General features: G+C 57.3%; 14 protein-coding genes and 1 pseudogene. 3 read left to right on the top strand and 12 right to left on the bottom strand.

Annotated features, from left to right (window positions below):
- The first annotated feature begins 599 nt into the window (after window positions 1-599).
- Window positions 600-1,565, top strand: a complete 966-nt coding sequence (locus J2046_RS31595) for a zinc-binding dehydrogenase (RefSeq protein WP_210058594.1) — start codon at window positions 600-602, stop codon at window positions 1,563-1,565.
- Between the two features lie 16 nt (window positions 1,566-1,581).
- Here J2046_RS31595 and J2046_RS31590 read toward each other — a convergent pair whose 3' ends face one another.
- From J2046_RS31590 to J2046_RS31580, 3 genes are all read right to left on the bottom strand, one after another.
- Window positions 1,582-1,980 carry a RidA family protein gene (locus tag J2046_RS31590; RefSeq protein WP_210058592.1) on the bottom strand — a complete coding sequence of 133 codons (399 nt, stop codon included), beginning with the start codon at window positions 1,978-1,980 and terminating at the stop codon, window positions 1,582-1,584.
- A gap of 60 nt (window positions 1,981-2,040) precedes the next feature.
- Entirely contained in the window at window positions 2,041-2,985 is a 945-nt protein-coding gene (locus J2046_RS31585; RefSeq protein ID WP_210058591.1) for a pirin family protein, read from the bottom strand.
- Between the two features lie 790 nt (window positions 2,986-3,775).
- The gene (locus tag J2046_RS31580) at window positions 3,776-4,333 is read right to left on the bottom strand and encodes a TetR/AcrR family transcriptional regulator (protein ID WP_233470417.1); all 558 of its coding nucleotides are present in this window, start codon (window positions 4,331-4,333) and stop codon (window positions 3,776-3,778) included.
- A gap of 172 nt (window positions 4,334-4,505) precedes the next feature.
- Here J2046_RS31580 and J2046_RS31575 point away from each other — a divergent pair, with 172 nt between their 5' ends.
- Window positions 4,506-5,444, top strand: coding sequence for an alpha/beta hydrolase family protein (locus J2046_RS31575; protein ID WP_151616433.1), 939 nt, complete (start codon window positions 4,506-4,508; stop codon window positions 5,442-5,444).
- Window positions 5,445-5,534: 90 nt separating this feature from the next.
- A complete protein-coding gene (locus J2046_RS31570) occupies window positions 5,535-6,284 on the top strand; it encodes an SDR family oxidoreductase (protein WP_151616432.1) in 750 nt (249 codons plus the stop codon).
- A gap of 584 nt (window positions 6,285-6,868) precedes the next feature.
- Here J2046_RS31570 and J2046_RS31565 read toward each other — a convergent pair.
- From J2046_RS31565 to J2046_RS31525, 9 genes and pseudogenes are all read right to left on the bottom strand, one after another.
- Window positions 6,869-7,864 carry a hypothetical protein gene (locus tag J2046_RS31565; RefSeq protein WP_210058590.1) on the bottom strand — a complete coding sequence of 332 codons (996 nt, stop codon included), beginning with the start codon at window positions 7,862-7,864 and terminating at the stop codon, window positions 6,869-6,871.
- A complete protein-coding gene (locus tag J2046_RS31560; RefSeq protein WP_210058589.1) occupies window positions 7,798-8,268 on the bottom strand; it encodes a PIN domain-containing protein in 471 nt (156 codons plus the stop codon). Before J2046_RS31560 ends, J2046_RS31565 begins: the two co-directional genes overlap by 67 nt.
- A 124-nt stretch (window positions 8,269-8,392) precedes the next feature.
- The gene (locus tag J2046_RS31555; RefSeq protein ID WP_210058588.1) at window positions 8,393-8,968 is read right to left on the bottom strand and encodes a hypothetical protein; all 576 of its coding nucleotides are present in this window, start codon (window positions 8,966-8,968) and stop codon (window positions 8,393-8,395) included.
- 15 nt (window positions 8,969-8,983) lie between these two features.
- Window positions 8,984-9,679 carry an IS21 family transposase gene (gene istA / locus J2046_RS31550; protein ID WP_233470416.1) on the bottom strand — a complete coding sequence of 232 codons (696 nt, stop codon included), beginning with the start codon at window positions 9,677-9,679 and terminating at the stop codon, window positions 8,984-8,986.
- Between the two features lie 45 nt (window positions 9,680-9,724).
- A pseudogene (locus J2046_RS31545) lies at window positions 9,725-10,130 on the bottom strand (transposase); the annotation flags it as partial.
- Window positions 10,131-10,135: 5 nt separating this feature from the next.
- The gene (locus tag J2046_RS31540; RefSeq protein ID WP_325169815.1) at window positions 10,136-10,489 is read right to left on the bottom strand and encodes a LysR family transcriptional regulator; all 354 of its coding nucleotides are present in this window, start codon (window positions 10,487-10,489) and stop codon (window positions 10,136-10,138) included.
- Between the two features lie 142 nt (window positions 10,490-10,631).
- Window positions 10,632-11,654 (bottom strand): SIS domain-containing protein, encoded by a 1,023-nt coding sequence (locus J2046_RS31535; RefSeq protein ID WP_210058587.1) that lies wholly within the window; start codon window positions 11,652-11,654, stop codon window positions 10,632-10,634.
- Between the two features lie 77 nt (window positions 11,655-11,731).
- Window positions 11,732-12,523, bottom strand: a complete 792-nt coding sequence (locus J2046_RS31530) for an N-acyl homoserine lactonase family protein (protein ID WP_210058586.1) — start codon at window positions 12,521-12,523, stop codon at window positions 11,732-11,734.
- Between the two features lie 86 nt (window positions 12,524-12,609).
- Window positions 12,610-13,686, bottom strand: coding sequence for an ABC transporter substrate-binding protein (locus J2046_RS31525; RefSeq protein ID WP_210058584.1), 1,077 nt, complete (start codon window positions 13,684-13,686; stop codon window positions 12,610-12,612).
- Window positions 13,687-13,776: the final 90 nt, after the last annotated feature.

Here is a 13,776-nt window from a genome sequence, read left to right as displayed (position 1 = left end):
TCCAGCTTTGCGTCGAAGGTCCCGAATGCATATCAAACGTGGGCACGCCAGGGAAAATGAGGCGTATCGGGTTTGGGGCATTACAGCTCGGCGGCAAGTGGTTCCACCTCACTAATTCAGGTGTGCCTTCCCGCGTTGCGGGTTTGCCTGCTTTTTGGGGCCGTGATGACGGGCTTGAGGGCACCGCTCCGCCCTGCTCGTGTCGCCGAAGAAACGTCCAACGCTCATTTCTCAAGGAGATCAACAGAATGCTGCAACGTCCTTCCGTCGAACATCGTCCGCGATTCTCACCGGCGCGAGTGCCGTCGATAGGACCAAACCTCAGCAGCTTCAGCGATGCACCGGCATCGCGTGCCAAGATTCAATAACCGCGCTCGCTGCCAATACCTGCTGACGAATACATAGTGCAAGTTCCCATTTCAGCGACACAGCTCTTCATAAAAAAGGGCTACAGAAACTCGTGCAGAAACAATAAATATCATGGCGCCAAGGCAGCAAAGGATCTGACGATGACTGCTTGTAACGGCTCTGGTCTGCCGTGCAACGCGATACGTTACCGGATCCAAATCTGATCGAATGCTGAATCGAGGAGTGTCACATTGAAAGCTGTTACAGTTTCGAAGACAGGTGCAGAAACTCGCCTCGTCCTTGCCGAACATACAGAACCTGGGGCCGCTCCGGACGAGGCAATCGTCGCGGTTCGCGCGTTCTCCCTGAACAACGGTGAAGTTCGCGGTGCCCTCTACGAAGGTACCGATGGCGATCGACCCGGATGGGATTTGTCCGGCGTGGTCCAGACGGCCCCGGAAGGATCCGGCTTCCGACCGGGCGATCGCGTGGTGGGCCTGGTATGGAGCGGTGGCTGGGCGGAACGTGTCGCCGTGCCGACGAGCCGGCTTGCCAAAATTCCCGACGACGTCAGCTTTGAAGCGGCCTCGACCCTCCCTGTCGCAGGTCTGACCGCAGCCGTAGCGCTGCAGAAGAAGGCGATCGGTCCAGGAAGCCGTGTTCTCGTCACGGCGGCCACGGGTGGTGTCGGCATTTATGCGATCCAGCTCGCAGCTGCTGCAGGCGCCCACGTGACGGCCTTCGCGCGGGATGGCTCGACTGCGGAATTCCTGCGCAGCCTTGGCGCGAACGATATTGCGGTCGGCGTCGAGGCCGGCGAGAAGGGCGGGCCCTACGACCTCATTCTGGAGGGTGTCGGAGGCACGCTTCTGGGCGAGGCGCTGATGTGGCTGGCATCGCGCGGGGTCTGCGTTCTTTTCGGCGATGCTTCGGAGGATACGCTCACGACCTTTGACGCCCGTCGCTTCCGCCTTCAATCCGGCGGAGCATACGGAGGTACGGCTCTCTACGGCTTCTTCCTCTTGGAGGAGCTAACCCGGCCGGGGCACGCGGCCGATGGGTCGGCCATTCTTGCCGATCTTGCGCGGCGGCTGTCCGATGGAAGTCTTCGTCCGGTCATCGGAAAGACTACACCTTGGACCGACATCAATGCGACAGCCCGCGAACTTCTGAAAAGAGAGTTCGCGGGTAAGGCCGTCCTTACAGTGGGCGGATGAGGAAAAGCCTCAGGATTTACTTGCTCTCCGGTATGCGTGCGATCACCTTGATCTCGAAATCGAACCCGGCCAGCCAGTTTACTCCGACGGCAGTCCAGTTGGGATAAGGCGGCTTGGTGAAAATCCTCTGCCTGACTTCCATGATCGTTGCGAACTGGCTCTTCGGGTCCGTGTGGAACGTCGTGACATCCACAAGATCGTCGAACGTGCAGCCTGCGGCATCGAGTGCAGCTTTCAGGTTGTCGAAGGCCAGTTGAACCTGGCGTTCGAAATCAGGTTCGGGTGTTCCATCGCCGCGGCTGCCGACTTGCCCCGAAACGAAAAGAAGATCGCCTGATCGGATCGCTGCCGAGTAGCGATGTTCTTCGTAAAGAGCATGCCTGTTGACGGGAAAGATGGCTTGGGGTTTTGTCACTTCTCGTTCTCTCTTAATTGTTGTCGATGGGTATGTTAGCCAATCTGATATCACATTCGATCACTTCAGCTGTTCGGGTAGCGGGATGAACTCAGCCTCATCGCCGGGCGGTAGGCGAAAGCGACCATGCTTCCAGTCACCCTTGCGCCAGGCCTCTTTCGCGGCATCGATCTTCTCTTGCGACGAGGCGACGAAGTTCCACGAAATATAGCGCGGCCCATTCATTGTCTCCCCGCCGAGCACCATTAGACGCGCGCCTGTCTCGCCTGCTGTCAGGCTGATCCGATCGCCGGGACGGAACACCATCATCTGGCCAGCAGCAAACGGAGTTCCGGCGATCAGGATGCTGCCCTCGACGACATAGACGCCGCGATCTTCGTGATCGTCGGGCAGCGGCAGCTTTGCGTCGGCGGACAGAATGACATCGGCATAGAAGGTCTCAGTGAAGGTCCTGACCGGGGCCCGCGCGCCCCAGGCCGAGCCGATGATCAGCCGGACCTGCTTGCCTTCATCCTCGATGAACGGCAGCGCATCGCGACCGTGATGTTCGAAACTGGCTGCAGTGTCTTCCGCGTGATCTGGCAGCGCGACCCAGGTCTGGATTCCAAAAGCGGTGCGGGGACGGCTGCGCATCTCCTCGCTGGTGCGTTCGGAATGAGTGACGCCATTACCGGCGATCATCCAGTTCACCTCACCGGGGTAGACCATTTGGTCGGCGCCGGTGCTGTCGCGATGGTGAAATGCGCCCTCATAAAGATAGGTCACGGTCGCCAGCCCGATATGCGGATGCGGACGTACGTCGATGCCAGCGCCGGTCAGGAATTCCGCCGGACCCACCTGGTCGAAGAAGATGAAGGGGCCAACCATCTGCCGTTTCGGGGCGGGTAATGCACGACGCACTTCGAACCCGCCGAGATCGCGGGTACGCGGGATGATGAGGGTCTCGATGGCGTCGAGGCTGCCAGTTTCAGGGCATTCGGGGGTCTGCGTGGGGTTCCAGCTCATGTCAAGTTCCTTCGCTCAAACTGGTCATAGAGGCCGCCGCAGGTGGCAGACGATTGGCAGTTGGTCACCGATATTGAAGGTATTCAGCTCTTCTTGATCCAGTACGTCGGCGTTTGTGACAGGTGCGTGCCTGCGCTGGCGCTCGATTCAGCTATCGACGACAAAGCCTCCCACGATCCGGCCAGGATCGGCCACGTCTTCCCCGACGTGCCAGCGGATTGCGGCGCCGCGCTGATTGGAAGCGCCAGAGGCCGGCGGCGAAGTCGGTGACTACAGCTTTTGGCAGACATCAATCCGGGCTGGCAGCGCTGGTGATCGATCAGAATGATCAGCGGGTCCTCAGAGCGAAGAAGCGAGCTAAAGCCACTATGAAAGGTCATGAAAACATCTTTTGTTGCCGATGAGGTTAGTTTGATTGGCAGGCACAAACCGCCTACGACAGTGCTTCAAAGGACAGTGCCATTTATATTTATGGTGCGGTAGCGCCCGTTCACGCGAAGCTGTGTCGCGCTAAGGGGAACGGCAAATTCCGCAAGTCGATCTTGGGAGCAACCGAGGTACACCCTCGATTTTGGCGGAGTTACTTTCTCGTCGCGATTGTTCGTCGATTACGCGCGAAAATGCCGGCGGCGGTTCGGCGATCCCTACAAAGACAGCAATGGAATGAAAACAAGCAAGGCTTCTTTTGGGAAGGGAGCGCCGAAAGCTTCCATCGGCGAGTGTCGTTTTCCCCCGAGAAGCGATGGAGTTCCGGTATCGGCCCCATCGAGCGTCTTCTTGGCAGTCGCGGCTATTTTGCCTTCGCCGCACCATAACGCAGGCCATCCAGCAGCAGCTTGAGCATTCGTTCGGTGTGCGCCGGCCCATCCTCCCCCGAGGCCACGGCAAGGTTTCCGATCGCTCGCAGCAGATCGTAGGGCGCAACGTCAGCTCGGACTTCTCCCGCACTGGCGGCAGCATTCAGCAGCATCGACAGAGCCGGTTCAAATCGGCTTCGGAAATAGTCCGGCAAGGTGGCGAATGCCGGATCGCCGGAATGGAGCGCCGCAGCCAACCCTTGTTTGGTGGCGAGAAAGCGCGTGTAGCGCTTCAGCCAAGCTGCCAGCGCATCGGCTGGCCCGTGCTCAGCAGCAAGCAGCACTGCCGCATCGGCGCAGGCATCAACCTCGCGGCGGAACACCGCGGCCACCAGGTCGGCACGCGTCGGGAAACGGCGATAGAGCGTACCCAGCCCAACGCCCGCTTGTGTCGCAATCTCCCGTATGGGTGCATCGACCCCCGAACGGGCGAACACGATCTTGGCGGCTTCCAAAACTGCTTCCTCGTTCCTGCGAGCATCAGCACGCATTCGCGGTGCGGGTGCTTCGGCATCGCCAGGAGCCGGTGACACGGCCTCGACTGCATTCCGGAGTTTGGTCGATAACATTTTCTGCGATCCTTCTTGATAAACGGATCATTGATCCGTATTTACAGTATAACGGATCATTGATCCGCTTGCTAGCTCGGAGGTTCGCAGTCCCATGTCCAGCTCGTTCGCTGAAACCCACACCCACACCGCGGGCTTACCCGCTATTGTCTCCATCTCTCCCATTACCTTGCCGTCGCCGGGACGGGGCGTTGACCTGCACGTTCGGCTTTCCTTACCGATCTCAGGCGACACGCTGCCCGTCGTCATCTTCTCGCACGGCAACGGCCAGTCATTTCATGCCTATGGACCCCTTGCTGATTATTGGGCAACACATGGTTTCGCGGTGATCCAGCCAACACATCTGGATTCGCGGATGCTCGGTCTTGCCCCGGACGATCCTCGCCGCCCCCAATTCTGGCGCTTCCGTGAGCAAGACCTTGCCGCCGTTCTCGACGGGCTCGATCGCATCGAGAACGAAGCATTGATGATCCGGTGGCGGCTCGATCACTCGCGCATCGCGGTTGCCGGTCATTCGTGGGGCGCGCAGACCGCCAGTACCTTGCTTGGCACCACCCATCCCGATCCCGACGACGGATCGGTGGTCGACAGGAAGGACCACCGCGTGAAGGCGGGCGTACTGCTAGCGCCGGCAGGTCGAGGCAATGGCCTGACCGAATATGCAGCCCGTACCTACCCATTCATGTATCCAGATTTCTCGACCATGACGGCGCCGACCCTGATCATCGTCGGCGACCGTGATGTGGGCAGGCTTTCGACACATGGCGCCGAATGGTGGCGTGATGCCTACGATTTGAGCCCCTCACCCCAGGCATTGTTTACGGCCTTTGGCGGCGAGCATGCTCTTGGCGGCATCCCCGGTTACGAGGCGCGCGAGACGACAGACGAACGGCCACAGCAGGTCGTCGCCATCCAGCGCCTTTCAACCTCCTTCCTCCGCAGCGCGCTCTATCCCGGCGATCCCGCATTTTCCGATACGGTCGCGACGCTGGCAGCCGATGCTGCGCCGGAGGGCAGCGTCGTGACGAAATAGGCTGCCGGACGCACCTTTCCGGATCCCTCGCAACACGCACCCACCCCTTCCACGGTCACGCTATACCATCACCACAAACAGGAGTTTCACATGAACACCATCCTCATCACCGGCAGTTCGTCCGGCTTCGGGCTTGAGACTGCCCGCTATTTCCTCGATCGCGACTGGACCGTCATTGCCACAATGCGCGCACCCCGTGGGGATCTCTTGCCCGCATCCGAACGGCTGCGCGTCGTTGCACTCGATGTAACCGACGCTGCCAACATCGCTCGCGCTCTGGATGAAGCGGGGCCGATCGACGCCCTCGTCAACAATGCTGGTGCCGGTCTGATGGGTGCGCTGGAAGGCGTGCCGATGGACGCAACACGCCAGCTTTTCGAGTTGAACACGTTCGGTACCATGGCGATGTCGCAAGCGGTAATTCCCGGCTTCCGCGCGCGCGGAACGGGCGTGATCGTCAATGTGTCGTCCGCCGTGACGCTCAAGCCGTTGCCAATGCTGTCCGCCTATACGGCCAGCAAAGCGGCCGTGGAGGCATTCAGCGAAAACCTTGCTTTGGAGGTGGAGCCGTTCGGGGTACGCGTGCGGCTCATCACTCCCGGTCGGGCACCAGAAACTTCCTTTAGCGCAACCGCCCGCGATCGCTCGCAGAACGGCATACCCGAGGCCTATGCCGGCTGGGCGAAACAGGTATTCTCCGCAACACCGCCGCAGCCGGCCGAAATCACCACTGCGAGCGACGTGGCAAAAGCGGTCTGGCAGGCCGTGACCGATGCCTCTTCACCGTTTCGCATCCCGGCCGGCGCAGATGCCGTAAAGCTTGCCGCACAGGTCGCATAACGGCTTGCTTCTGCCCCTTCACCGGCCGGATCGTTCGATGAAATCCGGCCGGCCCGCTCAGAAGAGTCCAGTAAGCCGATGCGCTCCGCTTTGCACCTGTTGGTTTTAGATTCTGTATTTATTCCGGGGATTTAGCGCCGTCGCTCGTAGTGCTATGGCGCACTGGACCGTGGTTTTCGGCTATTGTTGGATACTGTAGCGTAGGAATTGGTTGCGGGGGCGTGCAACCATCTTTACTTGCGTTCCTCGCCACCGCCCTACGCTCTACTAAAATCTCTTCATACCTGCGACCGTAGCGGCCTATTCCGTGCTGCAGCGTAATCGCGATGGTCACCGCTATTGTCCCTGACCTGCCCCCCGCGAGATCCCTCAGTCTGATGTAGAGTCTGCTCAACCGTGAAGGAGCAGACGAATGAGGAAGAGCCGTTTCACCGAGGCGCAGATAATCGGGATGCTGAACGACGCATTCGTCTGGATTAGGAGCCAGCTCGCCAGTATTATCCTGAGTACGGCTTCTGAAGCATCTAGTACAATGGAACCGAAGCGGTACTGACCGCCGCCGATATCCGAGGTCCAGAAACTGATTACTGGCCTTCGTTTTTTGTTATTGGCTTCAAGGCGTCTATCAGTTTCGAAGCATAATCAATTGTCGAAAAGGCTTTGAATGTTATCCGGACGGGGATCCGGCAAGAAACTGCGTTCGAAAGATTGCTTGCATGTATTCGAAACTCGATGACACCTTTGACTTCAGCAGCGGTGCTGGCGTCGACCACTGCATGAAAGTTCTCCGGATCCTTCCCGTGCCGCCACAAAACACATTCCAGCTTGAGACTATTTTTCGCAATCCTTGCGGGATCGCCATTATAATAGAACGCTTCTGCGTCCCGTCCTCTACGGAGACGAGTATCGATGATCGGCTCTAGTTCGCGCCCCATTCCATACCGCGGTCCGAACATGTTCGACATTCGGAGCATTGCATTGAGCGCAGAAAGTTGAAATTCAGGCAAGGCGGGTGGAGCAGGCAGAGAATATTCATTTTCGTCGTCCTCATCGCTCGGACGGCCAATTAAAAGTGAACCAGTCGCAACGATTTCCACCAGAACATCGTTCGCCGGCCGCGTGCCAATATTTTGCGCCAAAAAGGAAAAGCTATTTTTTGTTTCGTCTTGCAGAAGCTTTAGATGAACCTTCTTAAGCGCCGTTTCGATTTTCGCGAGCCAAGTCTCGTAGGCTTGGTTATACTCCACTATCTGCTGTTCGGTAGGAGGGCTGCGTAGACCTCGGAGGGATTCCAACGAGATGCCACGTCTTCCCGGAACAGATGCCGGCCGCACGGGATCGTTGAAATCGGCCTTCAGGGGAAACAGCAGGCGAGCTCGGTCCAAGAGTGTTGCAATTTCTTCTGGCGTCAGGGGAGATGCTTTGGGAAATTGATACTCGAGCGATGACGCAGATCTGCCATCCGCATCGAAACATTTCACAATAAAAGCTGGTTCTTGTTTCTGGAGCCGGGCTATTTCAGCCCGCGCCGCGTTAAGTTCCTTAGACTCTTTGGTTCCTTCGGGTTCGAGAGCCGCCATTCATCTGGAATCGCGATATAATTCAGAGAGACCGCCTCGGCCGACGCCATAACACCGGTGTCATCAGTCAGGACAGCCACATCGGCATCCATAACACTGTCGGCGAATCCGTGGGCTATTCCGACAAGGATATCGTCCGGCTCAGCATAATTCAGATTACCGGCGAGGCCTTCATCGGGTTTCAAGTCAACTCGCAGCGTGAGCGTCACCTTTTGCGGGCTACTGCAGATATCGTGAGGTGTCAGCTTGTTTTTGATAATTTCTCGCAAGACCGATGCTGCCTGGCGAGCGCGCCTTTGACGCCGATCATTGCCACCGCCCTTATGACGGTCAATCTCCTTTTGAACCGGCCGGCTTACAATTAGCTCGATCTGGCCGTAATCGCCAAGTTCGTTCCATGGCAATTCGTGGAGCGCCCTATACTGAAAAAAAGGTTGCTGTCAGGGAACAGGATCAAGTGCTTGGGGCTAGACATGGGGAATGATGACTTTCGGCCAAATAATGTCGATTGCGGGGTATGAGAAAAGTCTAACGCTGAAACGTCTTGATGTATTCTCCCCATCCCTTCGGATGTAACGCTCTATCAACAGCCGCTATTAATTCCGGCTTATTGGTTTTGAAAAGAGATGTCGTTCCGGAAAACCCGTCATAGCCAAAATGCTCAATGGACGCACCGGAGAGCATGCCACACCATTCGCGAACATCATTGATGCGTTCGATCAATGCGTCGCGTCCGAGACTTTTGCCAGTTTGCTGGCCATGAAAAATCTTCTGTCTTATTACATAAGACGCATCGACAGCCTTTTTCAAAGGCCTATAAGGTTCGCCCATCAGATCTTTGACGCTTTTACCGCTAAGATAGTGTATCGCACCCATGAATGTCTCATGCGATAAGCCGGTATTGTCATAAAGCGCTTTTCGGAGACGGGCTTGATCAGAGTATCGCACTGCGGAAGCTTGATAGACAAGGTTGGCTGCAAGCTTGCGCAACTGTCTTTCCAGCTTGATCCAGGCGAGACAAAATCCGTCGACTCCTCGGCTTTCGCAGTCCGACTTTAAAATCAGGGAGACCGTTTCAAACTCTTTGATAAAGCCTTCGGTCATGATTTCAACCAATCCTCATGTTGGCTTCGCTGCAGATGAATTGCGATCCGGCAAACAACGGTTGTTTCCGAATGTCCCAAGATCATTCGAGTAAATCATCAAGTAACTGAAAAACGCCTGCAGTTTCGGCCGCTTCGGTCGCGCAGGAAGCACGCCGACGCCGTAATGGGCTGCCATGATGCCAAAGCTGCGGTTGATCTCTGGATCGTAGAAGCTCGCCTTGTTGACGCCGGACTTCAAATTATCCGGAACGATGAGGCGCGGCACGCCGCCGAAGAAGGCGAACATGCGCACGTGCGAGCCGATCCAGTCCGGCAGGGTCTGGCTCCAGGTTGCTTCTGCAAAGGCGTAACTCGATGCGCCGAGCACGCCGACAAAGATCTCCGCCTCGCGGATCTCGCCGGTTTTGCGATCGACGATCGGTAGCTTCTTGCCGGAATAGTCGACGAACACTTTGTCGCCGGCGACATGGACCTGCCGCATCGTTGGCGTCAGACGCCGCTCAAAGCCACGGAAAAGGTCACAGAACCGGCTGAAGCCGTAGCCGTCAGGATGAACTCCACGGTACTCCTCCCACAGAATCGTCAGGGTCACGCCGGGCTTCTTCAGCTCGACCGCAATGACACTCCAATCCGGCTCGGGCAATCGCCTTACCCCTTGTTTGGTGCCTTGCCGGGCGAAAAGTTTGTCTTGCAGGACATCGTCAGTCATATCGCCAGGCAACGGCCAGGAAAGCCCTGCCGTCGCAGCTCGTCCGATCCCGAGCACCGAACGGTGTTCGTCGATAAAGGAAATTATCGCTTCAGTGGGCGGTCGAGCTCCGCCTCCTTGCCCGGCAGGCGAATGTTTACATTCGCCGAGAGGGGGCAAAATATGCGGATGCTTTGCGCAATATCTCGTTCGCCTGACAAAGCTCGCGGTTCTCTCGTTCCAAGGCCTTCATCTTCTCGGCAACGTCGCTGGGCAGACCTGCTCGCTTGCCGCTGTCGACTTCCGCTTTCTTCACCCATTCATTGAGCGCATGCGCCGAGCAGCCGATCTTGGCGGCTATCGAGCACACCGTCGCCCAACGAGACGGATGTTCTGCTTCATGCTCCGTCACCATTCGAACAGCGCGGGCACGGACTTCAGGACAAAACTTGTTCGTTGCCTTGCTTGTCATAGACCCTACTTCTCACGAGTTGGGGGCCTCCGGCAAACCCGGTGCGGTTCACCAGTCTTGCCAGCGCCGCTCGCTTTTGCCCGCTCCGAAAGCCGCTGAAAGGCGTCAATGATGCGCCGGGCGGCGACCACGAATTCTTCGCCACTGGGTGTCAGCCGTGCCCCCGCTGTCGAGCGGTCAAACAAGAATACTCCGAGTTCATCCTCCAACTCGCGGATGCGCTTGCTGATGATCGGCTGCCGTACATTCAGTTCGTGGCCCGCAGCGCTGAAGCTCCCGTTGCGCGCCGCCGCAACGTAGATGGCGAAGGTCCATTTCTCCTCCTCAAGATCATCGAGACAGGGCGAATATCCGCTCACTCGGCCCGTTACGCCGCGATCCAAAATTCCTGCCGCCCCGGGGAGCACCCAAGAATTCGCCAGGGAGCGCTAGATATTCTACAGAGAAAGATAGCTAACTTACGCAACCAAGACGGAAAAGAAGGAGACCTCCGAGACAACTTCATATTGTCTCGGTGATCTTTGACAACGATTTCGGCACATCTGGATCAAGAGCTCGCCGGCGGGCAAGCGTTTCAACAAAGCTATAGAAGGGCACGATTTGGGCCAGCGCATCGGTAAGAGGGTGCCCCGATTCGATAAACGATAGGGGGGTCGCCACTTTGGCTTTGTCCGACGTTATGAAAACGCGGCCTCCCCTGGAACCCAATTGATCTGCGACTTTCGATATTGCAGGTTCCGCCAAATCTCGGGCGGCGAACGCCAGAATAGGAAATTTCTCCGCGACAATCGACACCGGGCCGTGCATGATCTCTGCCGATGAATAGGCCTCTGCGTGAAGTTCACATGTCTCCTTGCATTTCAAAGCGGCCTCGCCTGCGATTGCTACGCTCGGCCCCCTTCCGAGAACATAAAGCGAGTTCTTCTGATCCAATGCTTCAGCTAGTTCGCTCCAGCCATCGTCAACCGGTGTCGCAAGACCTTCGGGCAGTGCTCGCAGTGCCGCATATAGCTCACCATCAGCACTCCATTCAGCTAAGATCAGGAGACCGGCGACCACCGAATTGACGAAGGATTTCGTTGCCGCAACGGCCTTTTCTGGGCCTGCGGCAATATCGACCGCAGTAGAGCAGGCATCGGCCAGGGGAGATTTCGGCGTGTTCAGGAGGGCTATTGAATAGGCTCCGCTGCGGGTCGCTTCGCTTGCCAACGCCACGATATCCGGGCTTTTTCCTGATTGGGAAATCGCGAATGACACGCAGCGCTCAAGCCGCAATCTCGACTGATATACCGAAACCACCGATGGCCCCATGGACGCCACCGGCAATCCTAAAATCAGTTCAATTCCGTATTTCAGAAAATGTGCGGCATGGTCGGAGGAGCCGCGGGCAATCGTGACGATCGCCGCAGGATCGGCCTTCCTCATCAACTGGCCGATTTCCTGCAATTCACGGTCTGATCTTTCGATGAGGCGCGCAACGGCGGACGGAATTTCCTCGATTTCTCTGCGCATTTGGGTAAGCATGAAGCGTCGCTCTCCAGTTGGAGGATAATAGCTGGGAGGGAACCGGGAATGTCCCCGAAATGTGGCGCACCCGGGCGCTAATCGTAATAATCAGGAACCTTGCGAACGTTTTGCCAATCATCGAAGTCGTGATGGAATATCACCGTTGCATTTTCGCGCTCTGCGATCCGTTTGAGGCGCGTCATCGATCGATGGGCGATGCTTGGATCCACCGCGGGTGTGCCGGTCATGATGCCCAGTTCGAAGTTCGCTTTCTGAGGCATGATCCCGGCGGGCAGAACGATCGTTCCTGTATTTGGAAGACGAAGGACAACGGACTGCTCACCGCGCGTGTGGGCCGGCGTGAATAAGATTTCGACGGAACCGTCACCGAACAGGTCCAAGTCTTCATCGTGTAGTTCCAGAAAATCGAGATCACGGATCGGCTGCATTTCGCGATAGGTATAACTCTTGGTCAGGCGCCGATCGGGCCACCAGGCGTCCTGCAGCTCTCGGTACTGGACGATAAATTTGGCTTTCGGGAACAGATGCATGCCGCCCGCATGATCGGGATAGAGGCACGACATGATGACAAAACGAATATCCTCCGGTTTGATGCCGAGGCTCGCCAACTGTTTGTCAACGACCTGGTCAGCGGCGAATTCGGCCGCCCAATCAAGCGCGCGTTCCTCTCCCCATACAGACGCGGGATCAACCGCCGCCTTTGGATGCAGTCCGGTCTCGAATAGAATTTTCCCCTTCGGATGATCGATTAGAAATATCGGGGTCGGGGCCTTCACGCGTTTGCCCATTCCGGCCATGTGCGTGAACACGCTTTGATCAAAATGCAGAACGCCTCCTGTCATGCAATAGAGTCGTATCGACGGCATGGGGTGGTCCTCCTCGGGTCGAGTTCTCTCGACATTTTAGGAACACCGCCCGGTGCGGGCCGGTGTTCCATTTTGAAAACCGGGCTCTACTTGAGCGGGCTGTTGATCCAGTCCGTCAGCTTCTTGTCGGCTGCGAGTTTCGTGTAGTACTTTTCTTCTAGCGCATTGCTGGCCGGCTCCACGCCGCCGGGAAGCTGGTCGGCATTCTGCTTTTCATAGAAGTCTACGGACTTCTTCCAATAGACGCCGGAGGACGGGTTAAAGACCGTGGTCTTGGCCTTTTCGAGCGTCGGGAAGGCGAGAAGCTGGAAGGTGCCTTTGAAGTCGTCGATGGTGAACGAGGCTGCCGCGCGCTCGTTGGTGGCCTTGACCCAGATCGGAGCAACGTCGTCGAAACGCTCATCCGCATAGCGCGATACGCGATACCAGATAGCGGCAAGCTTGACGGCGGTATCATCGTTTTTGTCGAGCCATTCCTGGGTCGAGACCATTGTCGAATACCACAGGCCCGCCGGTCCGAGAATTTCGCTGCCGCCGACATTCACATACTTGTCAGGCATCGAAAGAAGTTTCGTTTCCTGCGGCAGGCTGCCCACATAGAAATCGCCGGTTCCACGCTGGAAGGCCAGGGCGGCCTGAGCGTCGTCGCCGGATTCCACCACATTGAGGTCCGATATCGTCATTCCGACTTGGTCGAGCGCCGCCGTCAGGAGCGGCTTGTAGGTGGAAAGGACCGTCGGGAAAGTCTTGCCCTTGAAGCCCTTGAGGATCTGTTCCTTGGCTTTTTCAGCGCCGACCTTGGCCTCCAGTTCAGCGAAGGTGTCGGTACCCTTCCTGCCGATCACGATAAAGCCCTTGAACTGGTCGGTGATCAGGAAGCTCCGCAGCGAAGGAACAGATTTATAGAGCGGGAAATCGCAGACATGGCACGACGACACGATGTCGAGACTGCCCTGCCGCATCGCCGCCACACCAGCGGCCGTGTTCGTGATGGTCACGAGATCGAGGTTGATTCCCACCTCTTTGTCGAGCCCCTTTTCCTTGGCGATGACCCAAGGCATGTAGTCGAAGTAGGGAGTGATCCCAACCTTGACTGTTTTGACATCGTCGGCGTTCGCCGCGGCGATGCCGATGCACGAGAGAATGGCGAGCGATGCTACCATTCCTTTTACCGTTCGAAGAAGATTTCTCATTTTTCTACCTCTGGTTGCTTTTTACTTCATGACTTGGCTTATTGTTGTTAGCGCCGCCAA

It is taken from the genome of Neorhizobium petrolearium (assembly GCF_017873175.1).
GTDB lineage: Bacteria > Pseudomonadota > Alphaproteobacteria > Rhizobiales > Rhizobiaceae > Neorhizobium > Neorhizobium petrolearium.
The sequence above is the reverse complement of the archived record's forward strand: the minus strand, read 5'-3'. Positions and strand labels throughout refer to the sequence as shown.

What these genes read in the sequence shown, in the direction of transcription:
- J2046_RS31565 (WP_210058590.1), bottom strand. Translation starts at nt 7,864, where the DNA reads ATGGCGGCTCTCGAACCCGAAGGAACCAAAGAGTCTAAGGAACTTAAC.
- J2046_RS31580 (WP_233470417.1), bottom strand. Translation starts at nt 4,333, where the DNA reads ATGCGTGCTGATGCTCGCAGGAACGAGGAAGCAGTTTTGGAAGCCGCC.
- J2046_RS31575 (WP_151616433.1), top strand. Translation starts at nt 4,506, where the DNA reads ATGTCCAGCTCGTTCGCTGAAACCCACACCCACACCGCGGGCTTACCC.
- istA (WP_233470416.1), bottom strand. Translation starts at nt 9,679, where the DNA reads ATGACTGACGATGTCCTGCAAGACAAACTTTTCGCCCGGCAAGGCACC.
- J2046_RS31535 (WP_210058587.1), bottom strand. Translation starts at nt 11,654, where the DNA reads ATGCTTACCCAAATGCGCAGAGAAATCGAGGAAATTCCGTCCGCCGTT.
- J2046_RS31555 (WP_210058588.1), bottom strand. Translation starts at nt 8,968, where the DNA reads ATGACCGAAGGCTTTATCAAAGAGTTTGAAACGGTCTCCCTGATTTTA.
- J2046_RS31570 (WP_151616432.1), top strand. Translation starts at nt 5,535, where the DNA reads ATGAACACCATCCTCATCACCGGCAGTTCGTCCGGCTTCGGGCTTGAG.
- J2046_RS31585 (WP_210058591.1), bottom strand. Translation starts at nt 2,985, where the DNA reads ATGAGCTGGAACCCCACGCAGACCCCCGAATGCCCTGAAACTGGCAGC.
- J2046_RS31530 (WP_210058586.1), bottom strand. Translation starts at nt 12,523, where the DNA reads ATGCCGTCGATACGACTCTATTGCATGACAGGAGGCGTTCTGCATTTT.
- J2046_RS31525 (WP_210058584.1), bottom strand. Translation starts at nt 13,686, where the DNA reads ATGGTAGCATCGCTCGCCATTCTCTCGTGCATCGGCATCGCCGCGGCG.